Origin of the sequence: Selenomonas timonae (assembly GCF_014250475.1) — a bacterium.
Classification (GTDB): domain Bacteria; phylum Bacillota; class Negativicutes; order Selenomonadales; family Selenomonadaceae; genus Centipeda; species Centipeda timonae.
Window position 1 is genome coordinate 877,129 of sequence record NZ_CP060204.1, and the last position, 19,505, is coordinate 896,633.

Here is a 19,505-nt window from a genome sequence, read left to right on the forward strand (position 1 = left end):
TATGGCAGGAGCAAGAGGTATCTATGGGCTCTCCGGCTCGGGACTCGACGTTGAGTCTCTGGTCAAGGTCGGAATGATCTCGCAGCAGAAGAAATACGATCGCATTTATAAGAAGGAAGTCGAAACGGAGTGGCGCAAGGAGGCCTATGCGAACGTCTATGACAAGGTCAATACGTTCCGCAGCCGTATGTCGGACTATCGCCTGAGTTCCTCGACGAAGCCGATGACGACGACGAGTTCGCTCGCGGATGCTGTCACGGCAACGGCGAATGCGAGCGCGGGTGTTATGTCCCACACCGTCGAGGTCACGCAGGCGGCGTCGAATGCCTATTTTATGACGGCGACGGGGCAGCATGTGGATCGTGCCAATACCGGTGCATCTTCGAGCGTTATGCTCAAAGACGTTGCGTTTGCAGGCGGCACAATGCCGGCGGGCATGGCAGCGGGGGACACGGCGCTTAAATTTAAGGTCTCGAACGGAACGGGCTCGGCAGAGGTGACGTTCACTGCAGAGGAAGTCTTCACGAAGAACCTCACGCTGAATGACCTCGCGAACCGCATCAACAATGCGCGCTATACGGATTCGAGCGGCAAGAAGACTGCGCTGGACATCCGCGCGGGCTACGACTCCGTGTCCGACGGTTTCTCCCTCTTCAACACGAAGACGGGCGACTCGAACAAGATCAATCTCTCAGTGGATACGACGTCGAGCTCGGCGGGGCATACGACGACGCTTCTGAGCAATCTGAAGCTCGGCTCTGTCAGCAACGGTGCGATCAGCGCACCTGTGGCGTTTACAACGAGCGGTTCGACGAGCTCCCTCGAGGTTGCGGGCACGAATGCGAATGTCAAGATCGACGGGCGCACGTACAATAATCTGCAGGAGAACAATCTGACGGTCAACGGCGTCACCTATACATTTAAGAAGCCGACGGCGGGCGCCGCGACAATCAATGTCGCGCAGGATCAGGACAAGCTCGTGGAGAACGTCAAGAAATTCGTTGAGGAGTACAACGCCCTGCTCGATGACCTCGTCAAACAGTATGGTGACAAGGGACACAAGGACTACGGTGTGCTCACGAAGTCGCAGGAAGACGGCATGACGAAGGATCAGGTCGAGAAGTGGAACGCAAAGGCGAAGGAGGGGCTCCTCTACCGCGACAGCTATCTGCGCTCCATTATCGGCGATCTGCGCGATGCGGTCATCAACCGCGTGGAGTCGGTGCCTGGGCGCTACAGCACACTCTCGTCGATCGGTATTACGGCGAAGAACCAGACGGGGCATTTGCAGCTCGATGAGACGAAGCTCAAGGCGGCGATCGTTGCTGAGCCGGATGCGGTGAACCGTCTCATCTCCTACGATGATGAGAACGACGACTTCGGCAACAACGGCGTGGCCTCGCGCATCTACAACAAGATGAGCGGACGCATGAAGGAGATGGAGCGTCACTCCGGCGTTGCGGCGGATAAGACGGATCTCAGCGAGCTGGGCAAGCTCATCCAGAACTACGAGAAGCAGATGAGCGACTTCAAGCGCATCATGTCTTCCTTTGAAAGCAAGCTCTACGAGAAGTACAATGCGATGGAGGTTGCAATCTCCCGTCTCTCGACACAGTTCAACTTCTTTAATGCACAGTGATGCAAGGGGGCTTCCCATATGATAAATAGTGCTGCGGAAGCATATAAGAAGCAGCAGGTGATGACGGCGACGCCCGAGGCACTGACACTCATGCTCTACAACGGCTGTCTCAAGTTCATCAAGGAGGGCGTCGAGGCAATTGCGGAGAAGAACTATGAGGGAGCCAATATTTCACTTCAAAAAGCGCAGAATATCATCTCCGAGTTCCGCGTTACGCTCAACATGGACTATGAGATCTCCCATCAGCTTCTGCCACTCTACAATTACGCCTATGATCGCCTCGTTGAGGGCAATATGAAGAGTGATCCCGAGATCATTGCGGAGGCGACGGACATCATGACCGAGCTTCGCGATGCATGGGCGCAGGCGATGAAGAAGGCGCGTGAGGAGAAAGGTGCACAGGGCATGGAAGGGAGCGGCGTCTATGCCGGATGAATCCTATGAGACGGCGCGCTCCCTCTGGGAGAAGTACCGTGTACTCACGCATGAACTTCTGAAATTCGTGGATGAAGACGAGATTGATACCTTTATTGCACTCGTCGAGCAGCGTGAACACCTTGTCAATCTGCTCAAGGAGCTCCCGTCGGATTCCTACCGCACGGGTATGGAATGGGCGGCATATGACGCGGAGGTTCGTCCGCTCGAGATGCAGATTCAGTACAAGGCGCGCGCATGGCTGAACCGTTCACGCCGTCAGAACGCAGCCGTCCACAGCTACGATCTCACAGGGGCAAGTCCCTTGGGCGGAAATCTCAATCGGCGGTACTAATTCTTTTCTAAAAAAGAGGCGTACCGCCCTTGACAAAGAGATGAAAAAAAAGTAAAATATTTCCAGTCAGATACTTAAGTATGTCCTCATTGCGACGATATACTTTATGTAAGGCGATAATAAGCAAGCGGGGCGGCTGCCATGGATGGCTAGCTAGCAGCCACACAGGATAGACGCGTCACTTGCCTATTATACAGCGGGCACGGATGTCCGCACATACATTCAACATTCCGGCACGTCCGGAAACACCAGGGAGGAATTTACACATGGCAATGGTAGTTAAGAACAACATGTCGGCGGTCAACACGCTCAACATCCTGAACAAGAATCAGTCGGCACTCGCGAAGAGCCTTCAGAAGGTCTCCTCGGGCATGAAGATCAACACCGCTGGCGATGACGCTTCCGGCTATGCCATCTCCGAGCGTATGCGCGTCCAGATCCGTTCGCTCGATCAGGACAACCAGAACGCACAGAACGGCAACAGCATGATGCGTACCGCTGAGGGCGCTGTTTCCAGCACGGTCGAGATTCTCAAGACCCTGAAGGAAAAGGCGATCAACGCAGCGAACGACACGAACACGGATGAGGATCGCCGCACGATCCAGAAGGAGATCAACCAGATGGTTGATCAGATCGACGACAACGCGCTTGCAACGTACAATGGCAAGTATCTCGTCGATGGCTCCCGTAACAGCAAGGGCGCGGCGACCTGCACGATTCTTTCGAACGGTGCGCTGAGCACGGCTTCGAAGTGGAGCTCTGCGCTGACGTCTCTTGAGAGCCGCACGAACGAGAGCCTCAACATCCAGTCGACGGATAACGTCACGGTTTCCTATGTCCGTCAGGGTCGCACCTACACAACGACTTTCTCGGTTGGCTCCGGCACCAAGCTTTCTGATGTTCTTGGGAAGAGTGCTTACAACGGAACGGAGTCGTTCGCTGGCACGGATCTCATGGGCACGACGCGTGAGGAAGCGCTGATTGGCTACGACAAGGCAAACAACAGCGTCTACACGGCTGACAACAAGTCCGCTCTCTCGATTGAGGCAAAGGGCACGGGTACGACCTTCCAGATCTCCTCGTTCACGATCTCGATCACGGACAACACGGGCGCAATCCGCAAGACGGCGAACACCGCTCTCGATGCGTTCAACGAGCGCGTTCGTGCAGAGAACAAGTCCGAGGACAATGCTCTCGTTCTCCAGACGGGCACGAAGGCGAACCAGGCGATCAAGGTCAGCATGACGGATATGCGTTCGCTCGCACTCGGCCTCAAGGGCACGGACGGTTCTGTTCTCAGTGTTCAGACGCAGGACAAGGCAAATGCTGCGATCAACACGCTCGAGACGGCTCTCCAGAAGGCTCTTGATGAGCAGGCGAACATCGGCGCTGTCCAGACCCGCCTCAACTACACGAGCTCGAACCTCACGACGGCGTCCGAGAACGTTCAGAACTCCGAATCCACGATTCGCGATGCGGATATGGCGAAGGAGATGACGAACTACACGAAGAACAACGTGCTGCTCCAGGCTGCGCAGTCCATGCTCGCACAGGCCAACCAGAACAGCTCGGCTGTCCTCTCGCTCCTCCAGTAATTCGCTTCGGCGCATACTTACGGATGACAGGAACCTCTCCCTTCGGGGAGGGGTTCTTTTTCTTTGCTAATTTTACTTATATCGCGTATAATAATTCTTTGAACAGAGATGAAAGGATGTGCGCTATGAAGATCTCCGCCTGCTATATTGTAAAGGACGAAGCAGATGAACTGCGCCGTTCCCTTGCCTCTGTTCGACAGGCGGCTGATGAAATTATTGTTGTTTCGACATGTGGGAACTTGGCGGTTGTGCATGCTGCTGATGAATTTTGTGCACGCATCTATGATTTCCCCTGGCAGAATGACTTTGCTCTGGTACGCAATTATGCACTCGAACAATGTACGGGGGATTTGGTCAGCTTTTTGGATGCCGATGAATATTTCTTCCATCCGGAAGACTTGCGCGATGGAATTGAAGCTGCCGTACGTGAGAATCCGACCTTTGATATCATTATGATATCACTCTGTAATTTCATGACAGAGAACTCTTTCGCAGATGCCATGTATCTGTGGAGCCCGCGGATCCTGCGTATGCCGGGGTTGCACTACGAGGGGATGATTCACGAGCAAGTCATACGCAATGATGGGGCGGAGCGCATACTTGTCTATGGAGATGAGCGCCTTGCTGCCGGACATACAGGCTATCTTACGGAGCGGGGAGAGGAGAAGATTCGCCGCAATATTGCCATGCTTGAACGGGATGCTGCGCTTCATGGATGGAAGGCAATGCATGCCTTTTACTTGGCGGATTGTTACTTCGGTCTGAAAGACTATGCGAAAACCCTGGAGTTTTCCAAGGCGGCTCTGCAGGAAGATGTCGTCTTCATTGGGGAAGAGAGCAAGGTCTATCATCAGATGATTGAGTCCATGCGGGCTCTGCATTACTCGGATGAGGAGATGCTAATACTGGCAGAGGAGGCTCTTGCAAAGTTTCCCAATCTGCCGGATTTTTATGCGCAGCGAGGGATGATTCTATGCGGGCTTGCGCGCTATGAGGACGCTGCAGATAGTTTTGAGAAAGCCTTGCAGCATTACGACCATGATTTTTCCGCAATCCATGATTCATCATTCTTTAATCAGGCTGCTGCAGCCCATGTGGCAGATCGAATTGCGCAGATTTATAAGCATTTGGAAGAGCCGGAAAAGGTGAGTGTTTGGTTGGAGAAGGAGAAGTCGTATATGGAAGTGGCTGCAGTTGGCGAGGAGAAGCAGAAGCTTCGCATTACGGCATGCTATATTGTGCGCAATGATGCTGTTCATCTGACAAAGTCCATTGAGAGTCTATGTGATGAAGTCGATGAGCTGATCGTCGTTGATACGGGCTCCTCTGATGATTCTATGCATGTAGCAGAGTCTTTTGGCGCGACTGTATATCATATCCCGTGGGCAGATGACTTTGCGGCTGCGCGCAATGCGGCACTTTCCCATGCCACGGGAGATTGGATTGTCTTTATCGATGCGGATGAATACTTCTCCGCAGAGACTCGCACACATTTGCGCGCCTTGATAGAACAGGCTCATGCTGAAGATGGAGAGGTTCTTCTTGTACCATGGCATAATATTGATGAAGCGACAGGGGAAGTCCTGCTTGACTCCTATGCGCCGCGCATCTTTCACAGTCGAGAGGGGCGGCACTATGTCGGGAGGGTTCATGAGGAACTGCGGGATGCGGACGGGACAGCTCCGCCTTCCCGTATCATTCCGTCGGAGATGCTGACACTTGTGCACACAGGCTATTCTGCCGTCTTGACACGTGAAAAGGGGGAGCGCAATCTGCGACTCCTCCTCCAAGAAGTGAAGCATACAGAGCATCCGGAGCGCTGCTGGCGCTATCTTGCAGAGACGTATGACAATCTGGATGATGAACGGATGGCGGAGCGCTATGCTCTTCGCGATATCGCACTCGGGCGCCGCTCTGTCGTCTATGCGAGCAGCTGTTGGCGCATTCTTCTGCGGATCTATGGGGGGCAGCCCGCGCGTAGAGAAAAATATCTTGCCGTTGCGGAGCGGGGCGCCAAAGAGTTCCCGGAACTTCCCGAGATGCACGCGGAATATGCCGAGGCTCTGGCGGCATTTCACCGCTACGAGGAGGCGTTCGTGGCGGCGGAGACTGCTCTTGCAGCAAATCCACCAGAGACAGGGACGGATCGTTCGCTCTTTACGGCGGAGATGTGTGCGGAGCTACGGCGACGGGTTGGCATCTGGCATCATATTGCAGCAAGAGCAAAGGTGCTGCGTATTTCGGTTGCAGTATTTGTGCGCGACGATGCACGAGATATGGAAACATGGCTTGCAAATACGGCTGTCTATGCGGATGAACGCATTGTCATCGATACGGGATCGCAGGATGGGACGCGCGCGCTTGCTGAAAAGGCAGGAGCGAAGGTCATTGATTTTGCGTGGCAGGATGATTTTGCAGCTGCGCGGAATGCTGCTATCAATGCGGTGAGCGGAGATTGGGCAGCCGTATTGGATGCGGATGAGTCCTTCTTTGACCCATCGGAATTGCGTGCCTATCTTGCAATGGTGGATGTTATTCTGCCCCATGTGGATGCCGTGCTCCTGCCGATCGTGCATGTGGATGAGGATGCGAATGAGCGCGTAACGGGGCGTGCGCCGCATGTCCGCCTCCTGCGCATGGGGCGCGGGCTCTTCTATGAAGGGCGCGTACATGAAGTACTGCGAAAAGAAGGTGGGAAGCCGGCACTCTATCATGAACCCGTGGCGCTCTCCATCCGCCATGTGGGATACTCGTCGGGACGAATCCGTGCCAAGCACGAGCGGAACCTTGCTCTGATGGAGTGGAGGATTGCAGAGGCGGGGCTTCAGCCCGGTGACTGCCGCTATCTTGCCGATACCTATTACGGACTTGGACAGTATGCGGCGGCGCTCATATACGCGCGTGCCGCCCTGGAGGAGGATGTGACCTCCATCGGCGCACAGAGTCATCTCCATCATCTCCTCTTGGATGCAATGGAAAAGGAACATGTTCCGCTTGCGGAACAGATTGAGACGGCAAGGGAGGCATGCCGCACATTCCCACAGCTGCCCGATTTTTATGGGCGCTTGGGTCTTCTACTTGCGGCGCGCGGGGATGGGGCTGCGCTGCCTGAGCTGACACGTGCACTCGAACGATATGAACGTCCTGCGGATGAGAGCGGGGAGGCTTCTGAATTTCCTGCATGGGCGGGTGCCGTATCTGCTGCGCGTGCGCGCCTCCTGATGGAGATGGGGGATAATGCTGCGGCAGAGGAGGGAGTATCGCGTGCGCTTGCGTTTGATACGGCGCGTGAAGAGGCTCTGGATGTCTATGTGGAGTTGCACGCCTCTGAGGATGCGGCGAAACTTCTGGGCTCTCTGCACGAAATGCTCGGCGAAGATCAGGAAACGTGCGCCTATCTCATGCGCTTTGCGGACAGCTACGGCTGGCTTGCGCTTGCGGCGGCGGCGCGTGCGGAATTCTCCCGCAGGACGGGGCGCACTGCCCTCAGTCCCGCAGTCTATGAAACGGCACGCACCCTTGCGCCGGAGGAGCTGGGCAACCAGGTTGTCGGTTCGTTGGCTGAATATGTGCGTGAAATGCCAGAGATCTTGCTGCGCTTGGAGCGTGATCGGAATGCGGAGGGTCCGCAGCTCTATCATCGCCTGCGTGAGCTCCTGCCTCAGTCCATGCGGACATTTTGGCGGCATTACGATGAACCGGATGCGGTGGCGCTACCTGAAAGCAGGGAGGGCTATGACCTCGTGAGGGAGGCATTTATCCACCATGCAGATTCTGTGCAGAGTGAGCGTTTCCTGCGCATATCTGCAGACTATGACGTAGCGTGTCTGCGCTCCGCCGCGGAAGGCTTCGTCAGAGCAGAGCGCTGGGAGGGGGCGCTCATAGGATGGGCGCTTCTTACTGCGCAGGAGGGAGAAACAGCGGACAGCATCTATGGGATGGCTTTTGCCTCGCTGCAGCTCGGTCTGCGCGCAGAGGCGGAAAAGCATCTGGCACGTGTACTTGTGCTCGATCCCATGCACCGGCAATCGAAGGAATTGATGGAGCTGATACAATGAAGATCTCGGCGTGTGTCATCACGAAGAACGAGGCGGAGAATCTGCCGCGCTGGCTCAGATCCATGCGTGTCTTTGCCGATGAGATGATCGTGGTCGATACGGGATCGACGGATGCAACGGTGGAGATTGCACGCATGGGTGGGGCTCAGGTCTTTCGTTTTGACTGGATCAATGACTTCGCTGCAGCGAAGAATTTTGCGCTCGATCAGGCGACGGGGGACTGGGTGGTCTTTACCGATGCGGATGAGTATTTTACCGAAGAAAGTGGACCGCGCGTGCGGCCGCTGATTGAGGAATACGATAAAAAAGATACGATGGACGGATTCATCGTACATCTTGTCAATATTGATATGGATACGGGTGCTCTCATGGGGACATCCGCCGAGGTTCAGCGTATCTTTCGTCGTGCACCGCATATCCGCTTTGTGGGGAGCATTCACGAACATGTGGAGAATCTCAGCGGCGATATGGGGCGCGAGATGATGATGGCGCCGGGGCTGACGCTCTATCATACGGGATATTCGCCGCGTATCATCAAGCAGAAATCCAAACGCGATTTGGGGCTGCTGCTCGCACGGCGCGCGCGCGGTGCGCATAAAAAGCTCGATGAATATCATCTGATGGACTGCTATTATACGTTGGAGGATTATCCGCAGGCCGCGCACTACGCACGGCTAGCACTGGATAGTGAACATCGCCCCGTGGGCTCGGAGGATCGCCCGCACGCTGTCCTTCTTCAGTCGCTGATTCTGATGAAAGCGGCAGATGCGGAGATCACGGCAGCCTATGATGTTGCAAGGGAAGCCCTGCCTGAAAAGGCAGATTTCCCTCTGATCTACGGAACCTATGCGTGGGATCAGGCATATTTTACAACGGCCTGTGCGGCATATGCAGAGGGAATCCGCCTGCATGAGGACTTCTATCGCGAAGGGGATTTTTCCGGCGTTCTTGCACCGACCGCATATGTGCGGCTCGGCGAGGCCGCTGCTCTGCGTGGTCATATGGAGGAGGCGTTGCTGCTGCATGAACGAGCCGTGCGTATGAATCCTCACTTCGCGCCGCTGCTTGGCACATTCATCCGCTTGCTCGAGCGTACAGGGGCGGATGATGCGACGGTGATTGAGGTACTGAACGGGATCTATGATAAGAATGTCGATGCTCAGCTCCTCGCTGCCGTATTGGGAGGAACCTCGTTTCGTCTCGCGGCTCTTTACTATGACCACCGTGCAAATGTCCACTTCTCCGAACGACGGCGTTTTTTGCTCGCGGGGGATGTGGGCTCTGCAGCGGCAATGCTTGTGGAGGATATGGAGCGCACGGCAGCGGTAGCTGCGGCCTGTGGGGCAGGATTTTCGACTCAGCAGCAGGGCGCGCTTACACTTCTCCTGCCGGACTCCTGTAGGGAAAATTCTGCAGCACCCGAGGCCGCGCGCATGCTGCGGCGTATCGGTCGGCTTGCAAGAGGGATGAAATGACAATGGATCAACTCGAGGCTCTGCGCGAGCGCATCTATGCAGCGCTTGCATACGGAGATGAGCGGGCGGCGCGGAAGGGCATCAAGAAATTGCAGCGGCACGCCCCTGCAGAGGCAGCCGGACTTCTCACGGCACTTCACATTGAGGCGGGGCGTGCTGACGCGGCTCTTGCGGCGTGGCATGAGCGCGCAAAACATGCACCCCATGATCCCTATACGGACTTTCTGCGCGCGCGCATATATCTCTTGGAGGGCGCACGATGCGCGTCGCTGGAGGTGCTCGAGCCGCTGATCGATGCGTCCATGTCTGCGGAGATCGCGGAGAAGGTATATAATCTCGCGGGGCAGTGTGCGCGCTTCCTTGGCCGCGCCGCGGAGGCGGTGAGCTGTTATGAGCGGGCGCGCGATGCCGCCTCCGACCTTGCGCTCAAGGCGCTCAATGCGAGCAATGTGCTCTTTAACAGGCACTATCTTCCTGCGACACTGGAAGAGGACAGGGGGGCAGCGTCGGAATACGGCGCACTCTTTGCGACGGTGCGGCAATTCGACCACACGGCACATAGGCGAGGCACGCGGCTACGGATTGGCTATCTTTCCCCTGATGTGAGGGAGCACGTTGTGCTCTCCTTTTCGTATGCGCTGATGACGGCACTCGATCCCGCGCGTTTCGAGGTGACCGTCTATGCGCTGAATGCGGAGGATGCCTATACGGAAAAGGTAAAGGCATCTGTTGAACACTTCCGCAATCTCGCGCGCCATTCGGCAGAGGAGGCGGCGCAGGTCATCTGCCGCGATAAGATCGACATCCTCGTCGATCTCGCGGGTCATACGGCGGGCAGGACACTGCCGATTCTCGCATATCGTCCTGCGCCCGTGCAGATTTCGGGCATTGGATATTTTGCCTCAACAGGACTCTCGACTGTGGATTATTTCCTTGCCGATCCGACTCTTGCGGCGGGGGATGCAGAAAAGGGCTTCGTGGAGGAACTGCTCGTCCTTCCTCAAACGCATTTCTGCTGGCAGCCGCTGCACACGCCACCTATGTCCATGCATGCACCTGCGGCGGGACGCAGCATCATTTTCGGCAGCTTCAACAACTTCACGAAGCTGAATGATGCGGTGCTGCGCGTCTGGGCGGAGATTCTGCGCCGTGTGGAGGGGAGCCGTCTGCTCCTCAAGGCGGATGTCTTTTCCTATGCCGATGCACGCACGGAGGCATTCCAGCGCATTGAGACGTCAGGCATTCCGCTCGCATGCGTCGATACGGAAGGGGCGTCACGGGATTATCTCGCAGCCTACAATCGCGTGGATATTGCGCTGGATCCCTTCCCCTATCCGGGCGGCGGAACGACCTGTGATGCGCTCTACATGGGTGTGCCTGTGGTGACGATGAGGGGGGAGAGCCTCGGCAGCCGCTTTGGTGCATCCCTTGTCGAGAATATTGGCGCGGGGGCACTGATCGCGCAGACAACAGAGGAGTATATTGACCGCGCTGTTTCTTTGGCACGCGATACGGAGCTGCTCGACGCACTGCACGCAGGGCTGCGCGGGATGATGGAGACCTCTCCTGTCATGGATGCGGCAGCCTACGGTAGTGCCGTAGGAGCGGCGTATGAGCAGGTTTGGGCAGCGTATGCAGAGCGTGCGTCGCTGTTAAAGTCCTCCTCCATTCGTGACGATAGTATGAGTATGGATGTCAAGGCGCTGAAGAACCGTATTTTTAGAGCCCTTGAGGGAGAGCGCTACGCCGAGGCACAGGCGTGTACAGGGCATGCTTTTGCTGCAGGCATACAGGATGACATGCTCTCCTATCTTCATGCGTATGCGATAGAGCGACAGGGCGATCTGCCGCGTGCGATGAAACTTGCAGAGGAGTATCTGGCGACGGGGCGCACGGATCTCCGTCATGAGTTCATGCGGCTGCGCGCCGCCGTTGCCTATCGCGTGGGCGATGTGCGGGCAGCGGAATACTACAAATGTGCCTATGATGAGGAGCCGTCCGATATGGGGCTCTACAGCTCGTTCCTGCTCGCACAGAATGCGCAGGATGTGGACGCGGACGAACTCTTCCGCGCGCATTGTTCCTATGGTGTGCTTTTCAAAGAAACGCCGCGTTATACATATGATACCCCCTATCGCCATGCGAAGATTCGTGTTGGCTATATCTCACCTGATTTTCGCCGCAATGTCCTGCAGCATTTCGTGCAGTCGCTGCTGACGGCGTATGACCACGCGCACTTCGAGGTCTATGTGTACAGTACGGCAGAGAACCCGGATGAGGTGACGGCGGCACTGCGTCCCCATGTCACTGTGTGGCGTGATCTGGCAGAGGATTCGCCTGAGAAAATTGCCGCGCGGATTCATGCGGATGAGATTGATGTACTCGTTGACTTGGCGGGTCATGCGTCGGGCGGAGCGCTTCCCGTGCTCGCGCGTCGGCCTGCGCCTGTGCAGATGATGGGGCTTGGCTATACAGCGACCTCCGGGCTTGAGACCGTTGACTATTTCCTGACAGATGGATTTTGCGATCCCGTTGGCGGTGTAAGCGAGCGCTACTTTACGGAGAAGCTCATCCGTCTGCCGAGCCAGTTCGTCTACGTGCCGCGTGCAGGGCTTCCTGCTCCAACGGGAACGCCTGCAAGACAGCGGGGGCATATCCTCTTTGGCGTATTCAACCAGTACCGCAAATTTACGGATGAGATGCTGCTTCTCTGGCACGAGATCATGGAGCGTATGCCGACGTCGGAGCTGCTGCTGAAATCTCAGATCTTCTTTGCGCCTGCAATGGTGGAGGCGGCACGCATGCGATTGGAGCGGCTCGGATTCGACCTCACGCGCGTGATTCTGGAGCCTGCAACGACGGACTATATGGAGCGCTATCTCGATGTGGACATTGCACTTGATACGTACCCATGGCCGGGCGGCGGCACGACCTGTGATGCACTCTACATGGGCGTGCCCGTTGTGACGCTGTACGGGGAGCGACGCAGTACCCGCTTCTCCTATGCGCTGCTGACGCATGTGGGGCTGGAGGTGCTGGCGGTGCAGTCCTCTGCGGACTATGTGGCGTGCGCCGTCACTCTTGCGGGGGATCTCGACAGATTGGATCAGCTGCATGTTGGCTTGCGTGCGCACATGGAAGGCTCTGCAATTATGGATCAAGAAGGCTATATGCGCGCATTGGAGCGCGCGTATGTGAACGCGCTGAAGGATTGGCACGAAGGGGAGAGGTCATGAAGAAAAAGAAGAAAAAGCAAGCACGTACGACAGGGGTGCCTCAGTCTTCGCACAAGATCCGACTCGGCTATCTCTCCTCGGACTTTGGTACGGGGCGCACGCGCGATCTCCTTCCCGCATTTTTTTTCTGGTATGATCGCGCGCGCTTTGACATTTATGCCTATCATACGGGTGTGGAAGGGGATACAGCATCCTTCGCCAAGAATGCGGCACTGCGGGAGATTGGCCATCATAGCCCGCAGGAGGCGGCAGAGGAAATCCAACGGGATAAAATCGATCTGCTCGTCGATCTCTCGCTGCGCATGCCCGATGATCACATCCGTTCGATCATGCAGCTACGTCCCGCTCCATATATTGTTTCACTTGCTGCAGACTGCCCCAAGGAGCTTGCAGAAAGACTTCCATCTGTCGAGGGGGAGAAAATCTTCTCCCATTGTTATACACCGTTTGAGCGGGTGCAGCACTATACCTACCGCCCACCCCTGCTTGATACGGGAGTTCCGAGCATTGGTGTTGTCGGTGAGCTGAAGCGGGATGAGGCGGAACGGTTTGTGTCGCTTGTCGTAAAGCTCTTACAAGGTGAGCATGTCGTTCGCCTGATCTTGCCTGCACGCGTTGCAGAGGGCTTATCGGAGGAGGATTTTGCTCGGATTGCAGAGGCAGGTTCAGAGGATGCTGTGCTCGAGCTCGTGGATGAACTGTCCTACGAAGTACTCGATCTTGTAGTCGGTGTGGATGTTGATCTCGTCGATGTTTGTCGAGCGGCTGACCATGGAGTCCCCCTTCTAACAACAGAAGCTTCTGTATGTGGTCATCGTGCTCGGATGTTGCTGGAGAAGCTGGAGCTCATACCTGCATACAATGGGGCGGAGCTTGTTGCAGAAATTGGCAGACTTCTGTCCGATCAGTCACGCCTCTCAGAGTTCCACGAATGCCTGCATTGGCGGCTTTTGGATCTCTTTGACGGAGGCGCTGTCATGTTTTCCGTGGAGCGTGCCTATTCTCGTGTTTTTGCACAGATGAATCAGGAGCAGGGCGCTGAGATTACAAAGACTCTCTTGGATGCTGCCTCCCGCGAGGACTGGGAGACGGTTCTCTTTGCGGCTCATGCACTGGACGGCATGAATCAGCTGGAAGCGGAGCTGCGCATGAGTCTTGCGTGGGCATATTATTTTCTAGGGCAGGGAAGCCATGCCGGACGGTGGGCTCTGGCAGCAACCGGACTTGCGCGGGATCGTGAAGCGGCACGGCTCTATCTGTCCGTCATCAGCAAGAGCCCGCCTGGGACAGGGCAGGAGATCTATGAACGCGCACGTTATGGGCTGCGGCTCATTGAGGAGGGGCTTCCCGCTGTGCCGGAGATTCGGGCTGCACTTTTAAAGGCCTGCATGATCTATGCGGGGCTTGTGCAGGGGGGAGAAGCTGCTTCGACGTACACGAGGCTTTACGCGATGCAAGCTGAGAAGACAGAAATGCACCGCTTTTATTATGGTGCCAGTCTCTTTCATTTGAACGCAGTGGATCTACCTGCTGCAGAGGTCTACCAAAGAAGCCTTCATTATGGGGAACTCTTTTCCGATGTGCAGCCGTATTCTCACATGGGGCGACGTAAAAAGGAAAAGATCCGAATTGGATATATCTCTGGGGATTTTCGATATCATGTTATGCAGTACTTTGTCTGGCCATTTCTTGCGGGCTTTGATCAGGACTCTTTTGAGGTCTATGTCTATAGTTTGGGGGAGCCGGATCAATTTTCGCAATTCTTTCAGACGCTTGTGACATGCTGGCGTGATCTCTCGGACTGCAATATGGATATGGCGAAAATTGCGGGAAAGATCTATCGGGATGAGATCGATATCCTCTTTGATCTTGCGGGGCATACGGCAGAGTCGGGGCTCGCTGCGCTTGCGTGGAAGCCCGCGCCCATCCAGCTGTCAGGGCTTGGCTATATGGCGACGACGGGGCTGCCTGCCGTGGATTATTTTGTGACCGATCATTACTGTGATCCGGAAGGGGGGGGCAGCGAGCAGGTCTATGTTGAAAAATTACTGCGCCTGACAAGTCAATTCTGCTATAATGGTTATACGCATCTGCCCGCCTCAGATGGGGCACCCGCACGTCATCGGGAGTATATTCTGTTTGCCTCATTCAATCAGTACCGCAAAATACGAGATGATATGCTTGTGGCGTGGCGTCAGATCATGGAACGTATACCGAATTCCCGCCTGCTGCTGAAAAATTCTGCCTACCAGCAGCCCGGCGTTGCAATGACGGCATATAAGCGGCTAAAGGAAATGGGCTTCGATATGAGTCGTGTAACCTTCGAGCCTGGGACAAAGGACTATATGATGCGCTATCTCGATGTGGATATTGCGCTTGACACATTTCCTTGGCCCGGTGGCGGGACGACCTGCGATGCGCTCTATATGGGCGTTCCTGTTATTTCTTATTATACGGAGCGCCACAGCACGCGTTTTAGCTATAGTATCCTTGCCAATATGGGGCTTGCCGAACTTGCCTCTGAACGTATGGAAGACTATATCGAAACAGCAGTGGCTCTTGCAGGCAATCTGGATCTTTTAGATGCCCTGCACAGGGAGCTGCGCCCTCGTATGAAGGCATCGCCTGTCATGGACCAGGAGGGCTATATTCGTGAGATGGAGGGATGTTATCGTGCAATCTGGGCACAGTGGCAAGCGCATGCAGAATCCATTTGAACGCGAATTTGAGTGTGTGAAGCGGGATGCAAAGGCAGGGCGAATGGAGGCAGCACTGCATCGTTTGCAGAAAATGGAGCAAGAAGATTTATTCCCTATGGAGCGACGCTGGGAACTGCATGAGCTTATGGGGCAGATACTCTTCTTGTTTGCCGATTTGAAGGCTGCACTCCCGCATCTGAAGCTTGCGTGGGAACTGCCGCGCACAGATCATGGTGCACGTCTGGCGGCACTCAGCAACTATCTCATGTACCTTCACTATATCGAAGGTGTGACGAATGAGGAAATGCGGGCAGCACATTCCTCATATGCAGAAATGATGGGGACGCTGACTCAGTTTTCACATGGGAAGAGACGGCGAAAACGCATCAGGGTCGGTTACCTCTCGCCAAATCTCACAGATCACATTGTGCTGAACTTTGCAATCCAGCTCTTTGCAGACTATGATCGAGATCGTTTCGAGGTTTATCTCTACGACATAGGAGATCTGCAGAGTGAGGTGACAGACTGGGTCGCAGGGATGGCGGATCGCTATGTCGACCTCTCGAAATTCAGCCCCCAAAAATCGGTTGAGCATATCTATGCCGATCAGGTGGATATTCTCTTTGATCTTGCCGGGCATTCGGCAGGCGGGGCAACACTGCAGATTGCGGCATATAAGCCTGCGCCTGTGCAGATCTCTGGAATCGGCTACTTCAATACGACGGGGCTCTCTGCGATGGACTACTTTCTCGGTGATGCAATTGTTGATCCGCCGGAGATGGACGCGCTGTTCACGGAGCGGATTCTGCGGCTGCCCGAGACGCATCTGTGCTTTACCCCCTCCGAGCGCTTTCGCGCATACGAGAACCTACACCGCATGCCGCATGATCCGCCTGTATTTGGAAGCTTTAACAATTTTGCGAAGATCACGGACGAGATGCTTGCTCTCTGGGCCGAGATCTTGCGCGCGGTGCCGACGGCGCGGCTTCTCTTAAAGAATGTCCATCCGCGCGAGGAGACACTGAATCGCATGCGGCAGCGTGCAGAATATGCGGGGATCGATCTTGCGCGTTTGGAACTGCGCCCCGGTTCGAAGGATTATCTCCGCGATTATCTGGACGTGGACATCATCCTCGACACCTATCCCTATCAGGGGGGAGGGACAACCTGCGAGGCGCTCTTCATGGGACTTCCTGTCGTGACAATGGCGGGGACGCGTCATGGGGCGCGCTTTGCCGTGAGCCTGCTGAAAAATGTGGGATTGGGCGAACTTGTAGCAGAGAGCTCCGTGGCGTATGTGGAGCGTGCCGTCGGGCTGGCAAATGACGCGGAGCTGCTTGCGGCTCTGCACACGGCGATTCCCAGAATGATGCGGGCGTCCCCCCTGATGGATGGTGCACGTTATGTCCGTGCTGTGGAGGCGACATATGAGATGATATGGGAGCGATACCTCAATGAAGAAGCGTAAGCAAAGCCGTGCAGAGCGCACGCGCAGAAAGCGTGCGCGGCGGGAAGAAAAACGTAATGCGAAAGGGACGATGACGATGGCAGAGAAGAAAATAGCAACGGTCGAGCAGATTCGTAAACATATGGAGAAAAAGGAGTATGCGGGGGTAATCAACGCCTTTGCGGACATGTTGGAGCAGGGAAATCCGCCAGAGGAGTGCTTTGGGGATGTGGCGCGCGCCTACTTCGAACTCGGTGACTATACACGCGCGGCGAGCTGGGTGACCACGACGCTCTCGAAGGATGCAAGTAATGTAGAAGTGCGTATTCTCTTGGGCCGTATTTGCCAGCGTGAGAAACGCCCCGATGATGCGCTAAAGCTCTATGATGCTATCCTGCGTATACATGGAAATGCTCTTTCCAATGAGCAGCGTGACGAGATCAAACGGCTTGCGGGGCTGGATGCGCGCCTTGCTCTGGAGAAGATACGTACGGAATATCCGCATCTGGCCGCCCTCTTGGGACTCGGTGAGGCTCCTGTCAGGGCAATGACTCCTTCTGCACCCGCCGCAGTACAGCCTGCACAAGCAGCATCCCCGACCGTGGATGCTGAGAAAAAGGCAGAGGAGATCCTTGCGAAGGAAATCCGCCCCGTGGAAAAGGTGGAGGCACTCAACGCCTTTGCGGGTGCCGCATATGTCGCGGATGACTATGCGAGTGCAAAGAACTTCCTTATGGCGGCGCTGCATCTCGACTCGGGCTGTGATGTGACGCTCCGAAATATGGCGTTGCTTCTCCACGATATGGGAGAACAGGAGAAAGCACTTCAAGTTGCGGCAAAGATGCGTCAGACGGACTTTATGCTCCTGCATTCTTTAAAGTCATGATTACGACCAGTATTATCCTAGCGATTACAGAGGGCGCGGACTATTTGCGTGCTTCGGCAGAGGCTGTGATCTCTGCCTATATGGACTGCGGCGAGGATGCAGAGCTGATTGTTGTGACTCCGACAGCATATCTCTCAAAGGCAGAGGAAGCGCTGCGGCATATAGATGATATTCAGATATGTCCTGTTGAGACCAACAGCCTTGCGCAGCTCAATAATTACGGGCGTGCATTTGCTTCGGGTAGCCGTGTCCTCTTTGTGCGGGAGGGCATTCTTCTCCATGCAGAAGGACTGCGTATGTTGCTGGACATGATTGATCGGAGTGCTGACATTGGTGCAGTTGGTTCCTTCAGCAATCGGACGGTTTTTGAATGGCAGTATATCAATGCCGAGCGCCTCGAAGCAGACGGAATCACGCCCTCTACAGAGCTAGCGCAGTCCGCGCCGGAACCGACGGATAGCCTGTTCTTAGAAAACTTTGCGCTTCTTGTACGGACGGAGGCATTCGACCGTGTTGGCGGATTTTGTGCGGATTTCCCGGAGTCTGGGGGAGAGGATATTGACCTCTCCTTTCGCCTGAAGTGTATGGGATATAGGCTCATGCGTGTCCCTGTTTATCTTCGACACATCGCTGCAGACCTTTACCGTATTTATGATATGCGGCGCGCATATGCCCGCCCTATTTTACTGAACAAATGGGGGCTTGATATCGGTCTGCCGGAATCTCTTTGGCATAAAGCTCTGATGGCGATCGACTGGCAGCAGAATCCGGCACTCATTCATGCAACCTGCCGCAGTGTCCTCCTGCGTGCACCTCTCGTCAGCATATTCATCATGACCTATAATCGTCCGGAATACTTTCGTGAGGCTCTCGAAAGTGCGCTGGCACAAACCTACCCCAATATTGAGATCATTGTCGGCGATTTTGGGACAGACGATCGTACGCAGCAGCTGGTACAGGAGTACTTGGCAGATCATCGCATACGCTATGTGCGTGCTCCTGTATCGCCGAGAAAAGAACATCATAAGATGTTTCACCCGCTTGCACAAGGAGATTTTATACAATGGTTGATGGATGATGATATCCTTCTCCCGGATCGGCTCACCTTGATGGTGGATGCTTTTTTGCGATATCCCAATGTGACCCTTGTTACATCACAGCGGGGAGTGATTGATGCAGAAGGGAAGTTTATGGGACAATGGAATGCTCCGATGCCGCTGTATGGCGCTTATGAAGTGTTCCACGGCGCGGATATTGGAAAAAAACTGTTGATTGAGCATTCTAATTTTATTGGAGAGCCATCTATTGTCCTCTACAAAAATGAAGATCATGTCCCTATTGTGGAAACAGTTGTAGCATGTGGCTATGATGCTCTTGCAGATGTTGCCATGTGGCTTCATTTTCTTCTTCAAGGAGATTGTGTGATATTCGCCCGTGCATTAGGCCTTCTGAGACGTCATACACATCAGGAGGGGCAAAAACCGGAGAATTACATTTCGGGCGTCATTGAGTGGAAGAGCTTGATGGATGAATATAGGGGCAGCGTTTTCTTGACAGAGGAAGGATATCATATGTGTGAGCAAGGAATAAAGGAGATGTGTTCACGCCTTGAACCCGTTTCACAAATGGTAGACCCTTCCTTGCGTCAAGCATTTTTGAATTGCTATAGGTCTGTGCTGAAATAAGGAAGCGGTGTTCATA

Annotated in this window: 11 protein-coding genes; all 11 read left to right on the forward strand. The window is 55.0% G+C overall.

What is annotated here, in order from left to right; translation table 11 throughout:
- Position 1: 1 nt before the first annotated feature.
- Positions 2–1,639, forward strand: a complete 1,638-nt coding sequence (fliD, locus tag H1B31_RS04100) for a flagellar filament capping protein FliD (protein ID WP_185980995.1) — start codon at positions 2–4, stop codon at positions 1,637–1,639.
- An 18-nt stretch (positions 1,640–1,657) separates the two neighbouring features.
- The gene (gene fliS, locus H1B31_RS04105) at positions 1,658–2,074 is read left to right on the forward strand and encodes a flagellar export chaperone FliS (protein ID WP_185980996.1); all 417 of its coding nucleotides are present in this window, start codon (positions 1,658–1,660) and stop codon (positions 2,072–2,074) included.
- Positions 2,064–2,408 carry a flagellar protein FliT gene (locus H1B31_RS04110; RefSeq protein ID WP_185980997.1) on the forward strand — a complete coding sequence of 115 codons (345 nt, stop codon included), beginning with the start codon at positions 2,064–2,066 and terminating at the stop codon, positions 2,406–2,408. The genes fliS and H1B31_RS04110 overlap by 11 nt, the downstream gene beginning before the upstream one ends.
- 266 nt (positions 2,409–2,674) lie before the next feature.
- Positions 2,675–4,003 carry a flagellin N-terminal helical domain-containing protein gene (locus H1B31_RS04115; RefSeq protein ID WP_185980998.1) on the forward strand — a complete coding sequence of 443 codons (1,329 nt, stop codon included), beginning with the start codon at positions 2,675–2,677 and terminating at the stop codon, positions 4,001–4,003.
- 125 nt (positions 4,004–4,128) lie between these two features.
- Entirely contained in the window at positions 4,129–8,061 is a 3,933-nt protein-coding gene (locus H1B31_RS04120; protein ID WP_185980999.1) for a glycosyltransferase, read from the forward strand.
- Positions 8,058–9,536, forward strand: coding sequence for a tetratricopeptide repeat-containing glycosyltransferase family 2 protein (locus H1B31_RS04125; RefSeq protein ID WP_185981000.1), 1,479 nt, complete (start codon positions 8,058–8,060; stop codon positions 9,534–9,536). Before H1B31_RS04120 ends, H1B31_RS04125 begins: the two co-directional genes overlap by 4 nt.
- Complete coding sequence (locus tag H1B31_RS04130) at positions 9,533–12,772, forward strand: O-linked N-acetylglucosamine transferase, SPINDLY family protein (RefSeq protein ID WP_185981001.1); 3,240 nt, start codon at positions 9,533–9,535, stop codon at positions 12,770–12,772. The genes H1B31_RS04125 and H1B31_RS04130 overlap by 4 nt, the downstream gene beginning before the upstream one ends.
- Positions 12,769–15,489, forward strand: coding sequence for an O-linked N-acetylglucosamine transferase, SPINDLY family protein (locus H1B31_RS04135; protein ID WP_185981002.1), 2,721 nt, complete (start codon positions 12,769–12,771; stop codon positions 15,487–15,489). Before H1B31_RS04130 ends, H1B31_RS04135 begins: the two co-directional genes overlap by 4 nt.
- Entirely contained in the window at positions 15,473–16,939 is a 1,467-nt protein-coding gene (locus H1B31_RS04140) for an O-linked N-acetylglucosamine transferase, SPINDLY family protein (protein ID WP_185981225.1), read from the forward strand. Before H1B31_RS04135 ends, H1B31_RS04140 begins: the two co-directional genes overlap by 17 nt.
- Positions 16,926–17,804, forward strand: coding sequence for a tetratricopeptide repeat protein (locus H1B31_RS04145; RefSeq protein ID WP_185981003.1), 879 nt, complete (start codon positions 16,926–16,928; stop codon positions 17,802–17,804). The genes H1B31_RS04140 and H1B31_RS04145 overlap by 14 nt, the downstream gene beginning before the upstream one ends.
- A 44-nt stretch (positions 17,805–17,848) precedes the next feature.
- Entirely contained in the window at positions 17,849–19,489 is a 1,641-nt protein-coding gene (locus tag H1B31_RS04150; RefSeq protein WP_185981004.1) for a glycosyltransferase family 2 protein, read from the forward strand.
- Positions 19,490–19,505 lie beyond the last annotated feature (16 nt).